This is a genomic window from Halorarum sp. SLYT50, from assembly GCF_059821265.1.
On record NZ_CM187555.1, the window covers coordinates 571,371 to 587,231 of the forward strand.

Consider the following 15,861-nt stretch of genomic DNA (forward strand, 5'->3'; position numbering starts at 1 on the left):
TACCCCGCTCTGGAGGGGTTTGTTGAGTCGACAGACGGAGAGACACGGTATGCGCCTCCTCCAAATCGCCGTACCGCTCGGAAAACGTGACGCCGTCGAGACGGCGCTGACGAAGGCGGACGTCGACTACTTCCTCACCGAGGAGGCGTCGAGACGCCGGTACGCCGCGCTCCTGTTCGTCCCAGCCGAACCGGAGGACGTCGAGGGACTCGTCGACCTGCTCCGGGCGGCCGGAGTCGACCGAGAGGGGTACATCACGGCCGGCGAACTCGAAGCGGTCGTCTCCGACCGGTTCGAGCGAAAACACCGCCGAACGCCGGTGACGGCCGACGGACTCGACGAAACCGACGGTCGAATCGCTCGAGAAGAGCTTCGGGAGCGAGCCGGAGAGATCGCCCCCGTCACGCCGAACTTCCTCCTGTTCATCGTCCTGAGCAGCGTCATCGCGACCGCCGGCCTGCTGACGAACAGCGCGGCGGTCGTCGTCGGGTCGATGGTTATCGCCCCGTTGCTCGGGCCGGCTATCGCCGCGAGCGTCGGGAGCATTCTCGACGACGACGACCTCTTCCGGACGAGCGTCAGGGCGCAGTTCGTCGGTCTCGCGGTCGCGGTGGCGAGCGCGGCCGCGTTCGCCGGACTCCTCCGCCTGACACTGCTTCCGAACGCACAGATTCAGACAATCGCACAGGTCGCAGAGCGGGTCAATCCCGGCGCGCTCGCGCTCGTGGTCGCGGTCGGTGCCGGCGTGGCCGGCGCCGTCTCGCTCACGTCGACGACGAGCGTCGCGCTGGTCGGCGTCGCTATCGCGGTCGCGCTGATTCCCCCGGCGGCGACCGTCGGACTCGGAGTCGCGTACGGCGACGTCACTGCCGCCGTGAGCGCCGGGGTGCTCGTCTGTATCAACGTCCTCACGATCAACATGGCGAGTCTCGCGACGCTCTGGGTGCAGGGCTACCGCCCGGAACACTGGTCCGAGGAACGGACGGTGCTGCGCGCGGTCGTTCGCCGGACGGTGGCGCTCGGACTCGCAGTGCTCGTCCTCTCCTCGGCGCTCGTCGCCACGAGCGTCAACCTCGCGGAGAACGCCGAGTTCGAGCGGACCGTCGAGGACGCCACCGCCGGAACCGGCGCTCGTGTGCTCTCCACCGAGGTGGAGTACCGGACGGACCTGTTCTTGCGTCACCCGACTGTCGTGACGGTCCGGGTCGTCGGCGGACCGCCGGGCGCGGCCGCCCGCATCGGAGAGCGAATCGTCGTCGGCACGTCGCGGAACGTCACCGTGGTCACCGTCCGCGAGAACGGGACGGTTCTCACGGCGGGGGAGGCGAGAGGTCGCGTCAGGACGGGGCGGGGGACGTTCGCCGAGTCCGCGACCGGCGGCGGGTCGGCATCCGTGCCCTCATTACGCGCGCGCGTCTGAGGCGCACAATGCGCCTCTTCTGGCACCGACGCGACCTCAGAGCCACGGACAACCGGGGACTCACCGCGGCGGCCACCGACGACGGCGGCGACGCGGTCGTGCCGGCGTTCGTCTTCGACGACGCGCTGCTCGACCACGCCGGACCGGCCCGCGTGCGCTACATGCTCGACGCGCTCGCGGACCTGCGGGCGTGGTACCGGGAACGGGGGTCCGACCTCGTGGTCGCGCGGGGGGACCCGAGCGCGGAGATACCCGCGCTCGTCGACGAGTACGACGCCGAGCGGGCGTACTGGAACGAGGACTACTCCGGTCTCGCCCGCGACCGCGACTGGGCCGTCGAGGGGGCGCTGACGCAGGAGATGGTCGACGTGCGGACGTTCCACGACGCGGTCCACCACGAGCCGGGAGCCATCACGACGAACGACGGCGACCCCTACCAGGTGTACAGCTACTTCTGGAAGAAGTGGCGCGACCGGGAGAAGCGCGACCCGGTCGACCCGCCGGCGGCGGACGCGCTCGCGGACGTCTCGGGCGAGGACCTGCCGAGCGTCGACGAACTGGGGTTCGAGGAACCCGAGGCGGAGGTCCAGACGGCGGGGACAGAGGCGGCCCGCGAGCGCCTCGACGCGTTCTGCGACGGGCCGGTGTACGACTACGAGTCGGAGCGGGACTACCCCGCCCGGGAGGCCACATCGCGGCTCTCGGCCGACCTCAAGTGGGGGACTATCGGAATCCGCGAGGTGTACGAGGCGACCACCGCGGCCCGCGAAGACGAGGGCGGCGACCGGGACGAGTCGGTCGAGACGTTCCAGTCGCAACTCGCCTGGCGGGAGCTCTACACGCAAGTGCTGTGGGACGAACCGAGCGTCGTGACGGAGAACTACAAGTCGTACCGGAACCCCATCGAGTGGCGCGACGACGACGAGGACCTGCGCGCGTGGAAGGACGGCGAGACCGGCTACCCCATCGTCGACGCCGGGATGCGCCAGTTGCGCGGGGAGGCGTTCATGCACAACAGGCTCCGGATGCTCGTCGCGTCGTTCCTCACGAAGGACCTCCGCGTCGACTGGCGCGAGGGGTACGCCCACTTCCGGGAGCACCTCGCGGACCACGACACCGCCAACGACAACGGCGGCTGGCAGTGGGCCGCCTCCACCGGGACGGACGCCCAGCCGTACTTCCGGGTCTTCAACCCCGTCACGCAGGGCGAGGAGTACGACCCCGACGCGGAGTACATCAAGACGTACGTCCCCGAACTCGCCGACGTCCCCCCCGAGCGGATTCACGGGTGGACCGACCTGAGCGACCAGGAGCGTCGCGAGACGGCGGACGACTACCCGCACCCCATCGTCGACCACGCCGAGGCGCGCGAGGCGACGCTGGAGATGTTCGAGCGAGCGCGCGGCGAGGACGACGGGTAGCAGAGAGCGGACACCGGCGAACCGGCGACCGCACCGCGGACGAGAGATACCGCTGCGGCCCGTTCTCCGAGGTGACGGACGACGACGGACGGGAGAACTGTCACCGACCGGAGTACACTTACCGGGCGGCGTCGAACCACGGCCGATGGTCGAACGGTCAGCGCTCCCGCTCGTCGCCCTCGCGTTCGTTCTCGGGGTCGTCGTCGCCCCGGCGCTCGGCACGTTGACCCCCGTCGGAGCCGGTACCGACGCGGGACCCGACCCCACGTCGCCACCCTACTCCGTCTCCCACGGGGGGAGCGACTGTCTCGCCGACGAGGTGGAACCGAACGGCGGGTGGGTCCACGAGGTCGCGGTGGGTCGCAGCTACGCGGTCACCGTGAACGCCACCGTCGCACACGACCGCGGACGGACGGTCTCGGCCGACGTCAGCCGCGTCGCCCCCGGGTCGTACGTGCTCGCGTTCCGGACGGTCCCCGACGACGCGAACGGGTCGAAGTCGCCGGCTGGCGACTGCCCGGTCGGGACGACCGTCGACCTCGGCGTCAGTCTCCCGACGGAGTACGCCCGCTTCGACGTGACGGTGGACGGGCGGGCGGTACTGACCGTCGAGAACGAGGACACGGCGGCCGACCTCTTCCGGCTCCCGAACCCGATAAACGCGACCGGGTGACACGCCGAGCCCACGCGCCCTCCGGCGGTCAGACGCCGACCTGGCTCACACCGAGTATCGCCCCGCAGTCGGGACACTCCCACACGGTCGCCCCGCCGGCGTAGCGGGCGTCCGTGTCGCTCTCGACCACCTCTCTGAGTTCGCGCTCGCAGTGGGGACACCGTCCCATACCGGGAGCCGACGGCCACCCGCGGTATCGGTCTTGTGTCTCGCTCGACACCCCTTTGGTGGGACCGTCCGTGCACCCCGCATGGACGTTTCCGTACTGCTGTACGAGGGGTTCGACGAACTCGACGCGGTCGGCCCCTTCGAGGTGTTCCGCACCGCGGAGGGGGAGGGCGCCGCGTTCCACACCCGACTCGTCTCGCTCGACGGCGGCGGCCCCGTCACCGCGAGCCACGGGATGCGCGTCGACGCCGAGGACGGCCTGCGCGACCCGGGCACGGTGGACCTGCTGGTCGTCCCCGGCGGCGGGTGGAACGACCGGAGCAGCGTCGGCGCGTGGGCGGAGTACGAACGGGGCGCCGTCCCGGAGGCCGCCGCCGCCCACCACGCCGCCGGCGCGACGGTCGCGTCGGTGTGTACCGGCGGGATGCTCCTCGCGAAGGCGGGACTGCTCGACGGTCGGCCCGCGGTCACACACGCGGGCGCGCTCGACGACCTGCGGGCGACGGACGCCGAGGTGCGCGAGGAACGCGTCGTCGACGACGGGGACGTGCTCACCGCCGGCGGCGTCACCTCGGGGCTGGACCTCGCGCTCCGCCTCGTCGAACGCGAGGCCGGTCCGGACGTCGCAGACCGCGTGGCGACGACGCTGGAGTACGAGCGGCGGCACGACGTGTACGCGCCGTAGTCGTCGGAGACGTACCGAGGTGAGTCCCGGGCGCGGAGCGGGAATCACGGCCGAAGCGAACACTGAGGTCGTCTCGGACCCCCACTCCGGAGGAGAGCGATTCGAATGGACGAACTCACCGTGGTGCCCGGAGCCGAACTGGACGAACCCGAGGACGAATCCGAGTCCGGCGTGACCCGCTGGCGCGTCTTCGAGACGGACGACACCGTCGTCGTTCGGTCGCGGGTGCGCGGCGGCGTCACGACGGACTGGCACCACAACGGCGACCGGCACGCGTACGGGTACGTGGTGTCCGGACGGGCGTCCCTCGAACACGGACCGGGAGGCGAGGAGTCGGTCGACCTCGCCGCGGGCGACTTCGTGTACGTCCCGCCGTGGACGACGCGTCGTGTCGTGAACGCCGCGGACGAGGACTGGACAATCGTGATGAGTTTCGTCGGCACCGGACCGCCAGCGACGACGGTCGACGGTCCCGAATCCGGGTAATCGAGGGAGACTCAGGGACGGGTCACTCGCGCGCCAGCGGGAGCACGGCGACCCCGGCCGCGAGCGAGAACGCCGCGAGCGCGTACCAGCCGAGTCGGTAGCCGGCGGAGTCGGCGACGTAGCCGAACGCGGGCGGCGCGAGCAGGCCGCCGAGGTTGAGCGCGAACTGCCCGCCCGCCGTGGCCGCGCCCACCTCGTCGTCGTCGACGAGGGCGGTGAGACAGCCGTAGAAGATACCCGGGAACCCGAGGATGAACAGCCCGAGGACGAAGAACGCGGCGGCCGCGGCCGTCGGCCGCCCGACGAGCGTGACCGCCACGAAACAAGCCGCCGCGAGGGCGGACTGCGCGAGGAGCACGCGCGCGTTCGCCGTCGCCGCCGGGAGCGACAGGCGGTCGGCGAGTTCACCGCCGCCGAGGCGGCCGACGCTGCCCGACAGTTGCATCGCGGCGAGCGTCGCGCCGGCGAGGCCGGCGGCCGCGCCCGCCGCGTCGCGCATGTAGAGGACGACGTAGCCGGTCGTGGTGAACACCGACGCGCCGAGGAAGACGCCGGCGACGAGCAGACCCCGGTAGCCCTCGCCCGCGAGCAGACCACGAACGTCCGGCAGCGAGAGGTCTCCGCCGGCCGGCCGGCTGTCGTAGCCGCGGGCGAACGCGACGGTGACGACGGCCGCCGCCCCCGCGGCGACGAGGAAGCCGTCGCTCCAGCGGCCGCGCGCGGCCGCCTCGGTGACCAGTAGCGCCGAGACGCCCGAGCCGGCGGTCACGCCCACCTGCTTCAGGTTCATCGCGAGGTTCCGCCGGCCGGGCGGCGCGACGGCGAGCACCGCCCGGTTCGTCGCGGGCATCCCCGTGGCGTACGCGACCCCGACGAGGACGAGCGCCGCGAGCAACAGCGCGTACGTCGGCGCGCTCGCGACCGAGACCATCCCCACGGCCAGGAGCGCGAGGCCGGCGAGCATGGCCGGACGCTCGCCGTAGGCGTCCACCGCCGCGCCCGCGCCGAACAGCGCGAGCGTGTAGCCGAGCATGACGGCGGTGACCGCGACGCCCGTGAGGAACCGCGAGAGGCCGAACTGTTCGCGGAGGAACGCCGTCGCCGCGAACACCGCGTAGAAACAGAGGCTGGCTGTCGCCTGCCAGCCGCCGACGAGACCGACGCCGCGCCACTCGCGCATGCGCCGACTACCGCGGGCGCGGTGGTACCTCCTGTGGTCCCGGTCGGGACGACCGCGACTCCGTGTGGGATGTTACCGTCGGCATTCTCAATCTTTAACAGCTATCCGAACGATTGAGCACGCGGAGGCACCACCCATGAGCGACCACGAACTTCCGCCACTACCGTACGACTACGACGCACTCGAGCCGCACATCTCCGAACAGGTGCTCACGTGGCACCACGACACCCACCACCAGGGCTACGTCAACGGCTGGAACAGCGCCGAGGAGACGCTGGAGTCCAACCGCGAGTCGGGCGACTTCAGCAGTTCCGGGAGCGCCCTCCGGAACGTGACCCACAACGGCTGCGGTCACATCCTCCACGACCTGTTCTGGCAGAACATGAGCCCCGAGGGCGGCGACGAGCCGTCTGGTGACCTCGCCGACCGCATCGAGGAGGACTTCGGCTCGTACGACGCCTGGCGAGGCGAGTTCGAGGCCGCCGCGAAGAACGCGAGCGGCTGGGCGCTGCTCGTCTACGACTCGTTCAGCAACCAACTGCAGAACGTCGTCGTGGACAAGCACGACCAGGGCGCGCTCTGGGGCAGTCACCCCATCTTCGCACTCGACGTCTGGGAGCACTCCTACTACTACGACTACGGCCCGGACCGGGGCGACTTCATCGAGAACTTCTTCGAGGTCGCCGACTGGGAGGAGCCGTCGAACCGCTACGAACAGGCGGTCCAGCTGTTCGAGTAGTCGAGGCGTCCCGACGCGAGCGACGACGACTCGGTCGCAGACTCTCCCGTTCTTTCGACGCCGCGCCCGACAGCCGCCGCACCGGTCGGCGTGACTCGACCCCCGGACGACCGTTCGCCACCGGTACTGTGAGGTAGCGGGCGCGCCAAGCGCCGGTATGGAACTCACCGACGGAGTGTACACCCTGCCACTCACGATACAGCGCGGCGACGTCGAGCGGACGTTCCGGCCGGCCGCCGTCGAGACGGACCGGGGCGTGCTCCTGCTCGACGCCGGCCTCCCCGGCACGACGGACGACCTGGACGCGGCGCTGTCGGACGCCGGCCTCGCGCTCTCGGACGTGACCGCCGTCCTCCTCACGCACCACGACGGCGATCACGCGGGCGGGCTGGCGGGCGCGCGCGAACGCGCGGACGACCCGGTGGTGTACGCCCACGAGGCGGCGACGCCGTTCGTCGACGGCCGGGAACACCCCATCAAGAGCGACCCGGACGACGAGCGGTACCCGCCGGTGCCGGTCGACGTGGAACTCCAAGACGGCGTGACGTTCCGCACCGCGGCCGGACCGATGCGCGCCGTGTTCACGCCGGGGCACGCGCCGGGACACCTCGCGCTGTACTTCCCGGAGGCGAAACTGCTGCTCGCGGGCGACGCGCTCACCAGCGAGGACGGCGAACTCCGGGGTCCCAACGAGGGGTTCACCCCGGATATGGTCGAGGCGACCCGGTCGGTCGGGCGGCTGACCGACCTCGACGTCGACCGGATTCACTGCTTCCACGGCGGACCGGTCGACGGGGGGACGGCGGCCGTCGAACGGGTGTACGACCGCCTGCGGGCGGAACACGACGTGTAGACCGACGCCGACCACGGCCGGGCGGGGAATCAGCCGTCAGCGTTTATCCCGCCGGCGCCGACGGCACCCGCCGTGGAGCACGTCGACATCGACGAGGTCGAACCCGGCAGCCCCACGGGCAGCGAGGCGGACGCGCGGTCGCTCGGCGGCCCGCTGGGAACCGACGACGTGGCGGTGAACCTCTACCGACTCGACCCCGGGGAGTCGTTCTCGGTCGGGATGCACACCCACCTCGACCAGGAGGAGGTGTTCGTGGTGCTGGAGGGGGAGGCGACGTTCGAGACGACGGCCGACGACGTGACCGTCGGTCCACACGAGGCGGTCCGCTTCGCACCCGGCGAGTACCAGGCAGGGGCCAACGAGGGCGACGAGCGGGTGCTCGCGCTCGCGCTCGGCGCGCCGAAGGGGTCGACCGAGATACGCGTGCCGACGGCGTGTCGCGGGTGCGGCCACGACACGCTCGCGGCCGAACCGGACGAGGAGGGGGTCACGTTCGTCTGCCCCGAGTGCGGGGCCGAAGCCGACCCCTCGAGGTGAGTCGGAGCGGGGGGGGGGGGACGCGGAGGCGTGAACCCGTCCTCTTTACCCGGCGGCTCGCGTACCGCCGCGCATGCCGACAGCGAAGTCCGAGTTCCCGGAGCTGTACCCGTGTGACTTCTACACCCCCGCGGAACTGCTCGACGACGGCCAGATGTACACCGTCTACGAGATAGCGCGGCTGTTGCAGGGACTCGACCCGGACGCCGAGATAGACGAGGGGACCGAGGACATCCTGCTCGACTGGGCCATCCCGTGGGTGATGGTGAACGCCGACGACCTGGTCGTCGCGGAGCCGCGGACCGACGAGGAACCGGGGTACTACGGGCTGAAGCGCGCCGGCGGCACCGACGGAGCGGCGTCGCCCGACCCGACGCGCCCGAGCGAGACGGACGGGACCGACGTGACGGACGCGAACGAGTCTGACGAACCGGGCGAACCGGACGACTCGGACGGATGAGACTGCTCGTCGTCGGCGACGACCGGGTCGACGCCGGCAAGACCACGTTCGCGGCGGGGCTGGTGCGCTCGCTGTCCGGCCGCTCGCCCGCGGTGTTCAAGCCGCGGGCGGGCAACGACTACTGGTTCGACCACGACGACGTGCGCGCGTCCACGGCCGACGGTCGGCTGTACGGGAAGGACGTGCGCCGCCTGCTCGACGCCGCGGCGAGCGACGCGGCCGCGGAGGCGCGCAACCCCATCCACCGCCTCTGGCGGCCGACGCCCGGCCGGACGGGGATGCTCGGCGACGAGAACCGGACGTTCCTGCTCGACCGGGTGTCGACGCCCGACGGCCCGTCGTGGGTGGTCGACGGCGGGGCCGACCTGCCGTCGCTCGTCCGCGAGCGACTCCCGCTGTCGGGTGCGCGCTCCGTCGCGTCGGTCGCGGAGTTCAACGACGCGATGCGCGAACTCCACGTCCCGGCGCTCGACCGGGTAGCCGCGGACGTCCGCGCGGCCGAGCACGCGGTCGTGGAGTCGTACGGCGACATCGCGGACCCGCTCGACGGAGTGGCGTACGACGCCGTGGCGACCGTCGCGCCCGGCCGCGCCCGCGTGTACGACGGCGAGCGGTGGACCGTCGCGCGCGAGGCGGCGGGTGGCGGGCGCGAGGAGGGCCGACTGGAGGAGCGCGTCGGGCGCGTGACGGGGATGCTCGACCCCCTCTCGACGCACGCGCTCCCGGCGCTCGCGGACGCCGAGCGGAGCGACCCGGACGCCGTCGCGGACGCGAACCGCGAGGCGTACGACGCGCTGGTGCGGGCCGCGGCGACCGAGTGACCGCCCGGCGGGCGCGCGGCCCGCTCACGCCGCGCCGGCTCACTCCTCGGCGTTTCGGCGCAGGTACATCACGTTCCCCACCATCGAGAACACCTCTCCGTCGCCGTTGAACGTCCGCGTCCGCACGCGAACCAGCCCTCGTTCGGGTCGCTCGGGGACCTTCTCCAGCACCTCGTTCTCGACGCGGAGACTGTCGCCCGGGCGGACCGGTCTCGGGAACCTGAGTTCGTCGACGCCCTTCGCGCCGACCGTCGCCGCGTCCGCGAGCACGCTCTCCACGAGCAGGCGCATCGTCATCGCGGCGGTGTGCCAGCCCGAGGCGATGACGCCGCCGTACGGCGACTCCTCGCGCGCGCGCTCGGGGTCGGTGTGGAACCACTGGGGGTCGTACTGCCGGGCGAACCGGAGCACCTCCTCGCGGGTGACCTCGTAGCTGCCGTGCTCGCTCGCCTCGCCGACGGTCACGTCCTCGTAGAAGACGGGCATGGCGCACCGTTCGGCGCGCGGGCCATCAACGCACCGCCACCGCGGGCCCGCGACCGGTGGAGGGCGGCAGGGGGCCGGTAAGCGCACCGTACCCGGCGCGCCCCGTGTGAAACGTCGACACCCCTAAGCGCGCCGGCCGCGTCCCCACGGACACCCCTACCCGGGTGTGCCCTTCGATTCACGCCCCTTTTGTGCCGCACGGCGAATCCGGCGACGATGGACGACGACCTGCGCGAACGCGTCCGTGCCGCGGCCGAGCGGCACGCGCTGTTCAACGCCCTCAAGCACGGCTCCGACCCCGACGTGGGCGCCATCATGGGCCCGCTGATGGGCGAGAACCCCGAGTTCCGCCAGCACGGCGACGAGATTCCGGGCGTCGTCGCCCCCGTCGCGAACGAGGTGAGCGGACTGGACGAGGCGGCGCGGCGCGAGCGACTCGGGGAGGTGGCACCGGACCTCCTCGCGGAACTGGACGCCGACGAGGAGGAGGACGACGACGACGCGCTCCCGGACCTCCCGAACGCGGAGGAGTACGACCAGATACGGATGCGGCTCGCGCCGAACCCGAACGGTCCGTGGCACCTCGGCAACGCCCGGATGCCCTCCGTCATCGGCACGTACAAACAGCAGTACGACGGCTGGATGCTCTGCCGGTTCGACGACACCGACCCGGAGACGAAGCGGCCCGACCTCGAGGCGTACGACGCCATCCTCGACGCCGTCGACTACCTCGGGTTCGACCCCGACGAGGTGGTGCGCGCGAGCGACCGGATGGAGACGTACTACGAGCACGCGCGCGACCTAATCGAGACGGGCGGCGCGTACACCTGCTCGTGTCCCGCCGAGGAGTTCCGGAGCCTGAAGGCCGACGCCGAGGCGTGCCCCCACCGCGACAAGGAGACGGAGACCGTGCGCTCGGAGTTCGAGGCGATGGTCGGCGGCGAGTACGAGTCGGGCGAGATGGTGCTCCGCGTGAAGACGGACATCGAACACAAGAACCCCGCGCTGCGCGACTTCGTCGCCTTCCGGATGGTCGACACGCCCCACCCGCGCGAGGAGGCGTCCGAGTACCGGGCGTGGCCGATGCTCGACTTCCAGTCCGGGGTCGACGACCACCTCACGGGCATCACCCACATCATCCGCGGCATCGACCTGCAGGACTCGGCGAAGCGCCAGCGGTTCGTCTACGACTACTTCGACTGGGAGTACCCCGAGGTGCTCCACTGGGGGCACGTCCAGATAGACGAGTACGACGTCGCCATGTCCACCTCCACCATCAAGGCGGAGATAGCCGACGGGGAGTTGACGGGCTGGGACGACCCGCGCGCGCCGACGCTCGCGTCCGTCCGCCGGCGCGGAATACGCGGCGAGGCCGTCGTGGAGTCGATGGTCGAACTCGGCGTCTCCACCTCGAACGTCGACCTCGCGATGTCGAGCGTGTACGCCAACAACCGCGAGTTGGTAGACGACGACGCCGACCGCCGGTTCCTCGTGCGCGACGGCGAGACGTTCGAGGTACGGGGCGCGGACCGTCCCGACGCGGGCCACCCACCGCTGCACCCCGAACACGAGGAGCGGGGGACGCGCGACATCCCAGTGGGCGAGGCGGTGCGTCTCGAACCGGACGACGTTCCCCCGGCGGGCGAGCGGGTGTGGCTGAAGGGGTACGGCTGTCTCCGCCGCGAGGGCGACGAACTCGCGTGGACCGGCGACGACATCTCCGCGGTGCGCGAGGAGGGCGTCCCCGTCATCCACTGGGTCCCCGACGACGAGAACGTCCGCGTCCGCCTCCGGACGATGGACGGCGACGTGTTCGGCCGCGCGGAACCCGGGTTCGCGGAGCACCACCCCGACGACGTGGTGCAGTTCGAGCGCGTGGGGTTCGCACGCTACGACGGCGTCTCCGACGGCGTGACCGTCGCGTACTACGCCCACCCGTAGCACGCGGCGTCGGCGGGCCGGTTCCGGGCGCCGACGCTGCGTCCGTTTCGCCACGGACGGCGGTGCGTCGCGGCGGTTCGCCGCCGACCGAAGGCTTTTGCCCGCGCCCCCGCCCGGTAGCCGCATGGTAGGAACTCACACGTCGTCGGAGGCGGCTCCGGGAGCCGTCCCGCACTGGTACGCTCCCGACGGCGACGTGCTGTCGCTCGTCGAGGGCGCGGGCGCGCGGGTGACCGACGGGGACGGCCGGGAGTACCTCGACTTCCTCTCGCAGTTGTACTGCGTGAACGCGGGCCACGACGAGACGCGCATCGTCGACGCGATGACGGAGCAGGCGCGCGCCATCCCGTACGTCTCCTCGGCGAAGGACGCACCTGCGCGGCGTGACCTCTCGGGACGGCTGACCGAGGTGTCGCCCGGGGAGCTGACGACGGCGTTCTTCTCCGTCACGGGCAGCGAGGCGAACGAACTCGCCGCCCACCTCGCGCGCGAGTACACCGGCGGGGGGAAGGTGCTCACGCGGTGGCGGTCGTACCACGGCGGCACGTACGGCGCGGCGTCGCTCACGGGCGACCCGGAGACGCGCGCGACCGTCGAGCGACACGCCGCGACGACCGGGTCGGCGAAGTTCCTCCCGCCGCTCGCGCACCGGTCGCCGTTCGACGCCGACTCGCCCGAGGAGTTGGCCGCGCAGGCGGCCGACCACCTGGAGTTCGTCCTCCGGAACGAGGGTCCCGACTCCGTCGCCGCGGTGCTGATGGAACCGGTCGGGGGGACCAGCGGCGGCTACCCCGCGCCGCCGGGCTACTTCGAGCGGGTGCGCGAACTCTGCGACGAGTACGACGTGCTGCTGATAGCCGACGAGGTCATCACGGGGTTCGGCCGCTGCGGCGACTGGTTCGGGATGGACACCGAGGAGGTCGAACCGGACCTGCTCACGTTCGCCAAGGGAGTCACGAGCGCGTACGCGCCGCTCGCGGGCGTACTCGCGCGGCCGGACATCGCGGACCACTTCCGCCGGGAGGGACTCGACCTCGGCCAGACGTTCGCCGGTCACCCGGTGTCGTGTGCCGCCGGCGTCGCAGCCCTCGACGCGTACGGCGACGGCCTCGTCGACAACTGCGCGACGCTCGCGCCGTATCTTGAGGAGCGCCTGCGCGACCTGGAGCGGCACGAGGCGGTCGGTGACGTGCGCGGCCGGGGGTTCCTCTGGGGCGTGGAGTTCACCGACCCCGACACGGGCGAACCGTTCTTCGACTCCCGGGTGGACGACGGCGACAACCCGGTCGCCGGCGTCCGGGAGGCGGCCCAGGAGCGGGGCGTCCTCGTCGGCGGCGGCCGGCCGGACTTCCAGTTGACGGTCGCGCCGCCGCTGTGTATCGACCGGGGGGACGTGGACGAGGCCGTCGACGCGCTCGACGCCGCGATAATCGAGACGTTCTGAGCAGTTCCGACCGTTCCGAGCGCGGCGTCGCCCGACCGGCCGCGGGGGCGTGAACCCGGTCGGACGGAGCGTAATCGCTTTGCCGCGCCGTGACGACTGGCCGGTATGACCACGGTCTGTCTCGTCGGGGACCCGGAGGTCGACCTCCGGCGGGAACTCCTCTCGCGCGAGACGGCCCGCGACGCGCTTTCGACGTACGACCTCTCCGCGCCGTTCGAGAACAGCGTCGCGGTGGAGACGGTGAGCCTCGGCGCGGCCGTCTCGCTGTGTAACGACCTGAACTGGTACCTCGTCCGGTTCACCGCGGACGTGCTCGTCCGCGAGCCGTCCGTCTCGACCGACGAGTGGCTCTCTCGCGACCTGGCGACCGCCGTGCGCAACGACGCGGTCCGGCCGACGGAGACCGACCGCCTGCTCAAGGTGTACGGCGTCGTCGACGGCGAACTCGTCGAACCGCTGTTCCTCGCGCGCAGCGACGACGCGCCGCTCCCGGAGTACGACCTCCGCGACGTCGACCGGACCGTCCGAGTCCGCGTCACCGAGGCGGAGTTCGGCGGGTGAGCTTTTCGCGTCCGGGAGCCACCCGACTCGCGTGAGCCTCCCCGACCCCACGGGAACCGTCCGCCGGTCGACCCGCGCCGGCGGCGCGCACGTCTCGTACCTCCGCGCCGGACCCGACCGGACCGCACGAACCGACGGAGCCGACAGTACCGACGCCACTGCCGGCGACCGAGCGGGCGGCCGGCGCGACGGACCGCCCCCGGTCGTGCTGGTCCACGGCGGGGGACTCGACTCGGCGGCGCTCTCGTGGCGCGAGGTGCTCCCCGCCCTCGCGGACACCGGCGAGTTCGCGGTGTACGCGCCGGACCTGCCCGGCTACGGTCACAGCGGACGACCGGACGAGACGCCGACCGCGGCGTACTACGCCCGGGTCGTGACCGAGTTCCTCCGCGAACTCGACCTGACGGACGCGCGGCTGGCGGGCGTCTCGCTCGGCGGCGCGGCCGTCGTCGGTGCGGCGCTCGCGACCCCCGAACGGGTGGCTCGACTCGCGCCCGTCGACGCGTACGGTCTCGGCGACGCCGCCCCGGGCGGTGCGCTCGCGGCCGCGTTCGTCCGCGCGCCGCTGCTGGCGGAGTGTTCGTGGGAGGTGCTCCGGCGCAGTCGGACGCTGACCGGCCTCGCGGTGCGGAGCGTCGTCGCACCGGGGAACGCGACGCCCGAACTGGTCGACGAGGTGGCCGACGTGCTCGCGACGACCGACGGCGACGACTGGCGCCGCCTCCAGCGCGCCGAGGTGACGGCGGCCGGTCTCCGGACGTGTTACCTCGACCGCCTGCCCGACGTCCGCGCGCCGACGCTGTACGTCCACGGGGAGCGCGACCCGCTCGTCCCGCCGGCGTGGTCAGCGCGCGCGGCCGCGAGGACGCCCGACGCGACGCTCCAGCTACTCCCCGACTGCGGGCACTGGCCCCCTCGCGAACGGCCCGAACGGGTGACCGAACTCCTCGGCGACCACTTCGCCGCCGAGTGAGTACGGGAGGCGCTCAGTCGAACATCCCGGTCGACATGTACCGCTCGCCGGAGTCCCAGAACACCGTGAGGACGAGCGGATCGTCGCCGGCGACGCCGGCCCCCTCGCGGGGGGTCCACCCCCCGACGGCGACGTCGGTGTACTCCGGGTCCGTGCCCGCGACGTACGCCTCCGCGACGCGGCGCGCGCCGAGGTTCGACGCGCCGCTCGACTGGCCGACGAGGATGCCCTCCTCGCGGGCCAGCCGCCGGCACTCCGCTTCGGCGGCGTCGAGGTCCACCGTGAGCACGCCGTCGAGCATGTCGGTGTCGAGGTTCGGGCTGACGAACCCCGGGCCCATCCCCTGGAAGCTGTCGCTGACCGGGTCCTCGCCCGAGAGCACCGCGTTGCCGCTCGGTTCGACCGCCACCACGTCGAGGTCCGGGAACGCCTCGCGGAGCCTGCGGCCGATGCCCGATATCGTCCCACCGGTGCCGACGCCGGCCACGAGGGCGTCCGGCGTCCGGCCGTCCAACTGGTCGAGAATCTCCGGGCCGGTCGTCTCGTAGTGCGAGCGGGGGTTGGCCTCGTGTTCGAACTGCCGAAGCTGGACCATCCCGGTCGCCTCGAGTTCGTCGGCGCGCTCCTTCGCCGCCTCGATGCCGCCCTCCACGAGTTCGAGGTCCGCGCCGTAGGCGTCCATCACGCGCCGGCGCTCCTCGGACTTCGAGGCGGGCATCACGAGCGTCACGTCGTACCCCTTCGACGCGCACACCATCGCCAGCCCGACGCCGGTGTTGCCCGAGGTGGGTTCGACGAGCGCGTCGCCCGGTTCGAGGTCGCCCGCCGCCTCGGCCGCCTCGACCATGTACCGCGCGGGGCGGTCCTTGGCGGAGCCGCCGGGGTTGCGCGACTCCAGTTTGGCCGCGACGGTCGCACCCGGCGGCGACTCCACCCGGACGAGCGGCGAGCCGATGGTATCGAGTACGGAGTCGTCCATACCCGGCCGTACACGCCTCCCCCTTAACCCCCCG

17 protein-coding genes and 1 pseudogene are annotated in these 15,861 nt (G+C 72.1%); 14 read left to right on the top strand and 4 right to left on the bottom strand.

What is annotated here, in order from left to right:
* The first annotated feature begins 49 nt into the window (after nucleotides 1-49).
* The 3 genes from AC6RUA_RS02985 (at nucleotide 50) to AC6RUA_RS02995 (ending at nucleotide 3,514) form a co-directional block, all read left to right on the top strand.
* Nucleotides 50-1,420: a TIGR00341 family protein gene (locus tag AC6RUA_RS02985; protein ID WP_499814458.1), complete on the top strand. Its 1,371-nt coding sequence runs from the start codon at nucleotides 50-52 to the stop codon at nucleotides 1,418-1,420.
* Nucleotides 1,421-1,428: 8 nt separating this feature from the next.
* A complete protein-coding gene (locus AC6RUA_RS02990) occupies nucleotides 1,429-2,841 on the top strand; it encodes a cryptochrome/photolyase family protein (RefSeq protein ID WP_499814459.1) in 1,413 nt (470 codons plus the stop codon).
* Between the two features lie 145 nt (nucleotides 2,842-2,986).
* Nucleotides 2,987-3,514, top strand: a complete 528-nt coding sequence (locus AC6RUA_RS02995; RefSeq protein WP_499814460.1) for a hypothetical protein — start codon at nucleotides 2,987-2,989, stop codon at nucleotides 3,512-3,514.
* A 28-nt stretch (nucleotides 3,515-3,542) separates the two neighbouring features.
* Here AC6RUA_RS02995 and AC6RUA_RS03000 read toward each other — a convergent pair whose 3' ends face one another.
* A complete protein-coding gene (locus AC6RUA_RS03000; RefSeq protein WP_499814461.1) occupies nucleotides 3,543-3,683 on the bottom strand; it encodes a hypothetical protein in 141 nt (46 codons plus the stop codon).
* 81 nt (nucleotides 3,684-3,764) lie between these two features.
* On the opposite strand from AC6RUA_RS03000, the gene AC6RUA_RS03005 reads away from it, so the two are divergent.
* Both AC6RUA_RS03005 and AC6RUA_RS03010 read left to right on the top strand, forming a co-directional pair.
* Complete coding sequence (locus AC6RUA_RS03005) at nucleotides 3,765-4,367, top strand: DJ-1/PfpI family protein (RefSeq protein WP_499814462.1); 603 nt, start codon at nucleotides 3,765-3,767, stop codon at nucleotides 4,365-4,367.
* Between the two features lie 105 nt (nucleotides 4,368-4,472).
* Entirely contained in the window at nucleotides 4,473-4,853 is a 381-nt protein-coding gene (locus AC6RUA_RS03010; RefSeq protein ID WP_499814463.1) for a cupin domain-containing protein, read from the top strand.
* 22 nt (nucleotides 4,854-4,875) lie between these two features.
* Here the strand turns inward: AC6RUA_RS03010 and AC6RUA_RS03015 are convergent, their stop codons facing one another.
* Entirely contained in the window at nucleotides 4,876-6,033 is a 1,158-nt protein-coding gene (locus AC6RUA_RS03015; RefSeq protein ID WP_499814464.1) for an MFS transporter, read from the bottom strand.
* Nucleotides 6,034-6,169: 136 nt separating this feature from the next.
* Here AC6RUA_RS03015 and sod point away from each other — a divergent pair, with 136 nt between their 5' ends.
* The 5 genes and pseudogenes from sod to AC6RUA_RS03040 all read left to right on the top strand — a co-directional run bounded on the left by sod (nucleotide 6,170) and on the right by AC6RUA_RS03040 (nucleotide 9,443).
* Entirely contained in the window at nucleotides 6,170-6,772 is a 603-nt protein-coding gene (gene sod, locus AC6RUA_RS03020; RefSeq protein ID WP_499814465.1) for a superoxide dismutase [Mn], read from the top strand.
* Nucleotides 6,773-6,929: 157 nt separating this feature from the next.
* On the top strand, nucleotides 6,930-7,625 hold the full coding sequence (locus AC6RUA_RS03025; protein ID WP_499814466.1) for an MBL fold metallo-hydrolase: 696 nt from the start codon (nucleotides 6,930-6,932) through the stop codon (nucleotides 7,623-7,625).
* Between the two features lie 72 nt (nucleotides 7,626-7,697).
* Nucleotides 7,698-8,162 (top strand): cupin domain-containing protein, encoded by a 465-nt coding sequence (locus AC6RUA_RS03030; protein ID WP_499814467.1) that lies wholly within the window; start codon nucleotides 7,698-7,700, stop codon nucleotides 8,160-8,162.
* 73 nt (nucleotides 8,163-8,235) lie between these two features.
* Nucleotides 8,236-8,496 (top strand): annotated as a pseudogene (locus AC6RUA_RS03035) (DUF5827 family protein); the annotation flags it as partial.
* Nucleotides 8,497-8,618: 122 nt separating this feature from the next.
* Nucleotides 8,619-9,443 carry an ATPase gene (locus AC6RUA_RS03040; RefSeq protein ID WP_499814468.1) on the top strand — a complete coding sequence of 275 codons (825 nt, stop codon included), beginning with the start codon at nucleotides 8,619-8,621 and terminating at the stop codon, nucleotides 9,441-9,443.
* 39 nt (nucleotides 9,444-9,482) lie between these two features.
* Here AC6RUA_RS03040 and AC6RUA_RS03045 read toward each other — a convergent pair whose 3' ends face one another.
* Nucleotides 9,483-9,929 (bottom strand): MaoC family dehydratase, encoded by a 447-nt coding sequence (locus AC6RUA_RS03045; RefSeq protein ID WP_499814469.1) that lies wholly within the window; start codon nucleotides 9,927-9,929, stop codon nucleotides 9,483-9,485.
* Nucleotides 9,930-10,145: 216 nt separating this feature from the next.
* Here AC6RUA_RS03045 and AC6RUA_RS03050 point away from each other — a divergent pair, with 216 nt between their 5' ends.
* The 4 genes from AC6RUA_RS03050 to AC6RUA_RS03065 all read left to right on the top strand — a co-directional run bounded on the left by AC6RUA_RS03050 (nucleotide 10,146) and on the right by AC6RUA_RS03065 (nucleotide 14,848).
* Nucleotides 10,146-11,870 (top strand): glutamate--tRNA ligase, encoded by a 1,725-nt coding sequence (locus AC6RUA_RS03050; RefSeq protein ID WP_499814470.1) that lies wholly within the window; start codon nucleotides 10,146-10,148, stop codon nucleotides 11,868-11,870.
* Nucleotides 11,871-11,994: 124 nt separating this feature from the next.
* Complete coding sequence (locus AC6RUA_RS03055; protein ID WP_499814471.1) at nucleotides 11,995-13,314, top strand: aminotransferase family protein; 1,320 nt, start codon at nucleotides 11,995-11,997, stop codon at nucleotides 13,312-13,314.
* Nucleotides 13,315-13,419: 105 nt separating this feature from the next.
* Entirely contained in the window at nucleotides 13,420-13,875 is a 456-nt protein-coding gene (locus AC6RUA_RS03060; protein WP_499814472.1) for a DUF5804 family protein, read from the top strand.
* Between the two features lie 31 nt (nucleotides 13,876-13,906).
* A complete protein-coding gene (locus AC6RUA_RS03065; protein ID WP_499814473.1) occupies nucleotides 13,907-14,848 on the top strand; it encodes an alpha/beta fold hydrolase in 942 nt (313 codons plus the stop codon).
* A gap of 13 nt (nucleotides 14,849-14,861) precedes the next feature.
* Here AC6RUA_RS03065 and AC6RUA_RS03070 read toward each other — a convergent pair whose 3' ends face one another.
* The gene (locus tag AC6RUA_RS03070) at nucleotides 14,862-15,827 is read right to left on the bottom strand and encodes a PLP-dependent cysteine synthase family protein (RefSeq protein WP_499814474.1); all 966 of its coding nucleotides are present in this window, start codon (nucleotides 15,825-15,827) and stop codon (nucleotides 14,862-14,864) included.
* Nucleotides 15,828-15,861 lie beyond the last annotated feature (34 nt).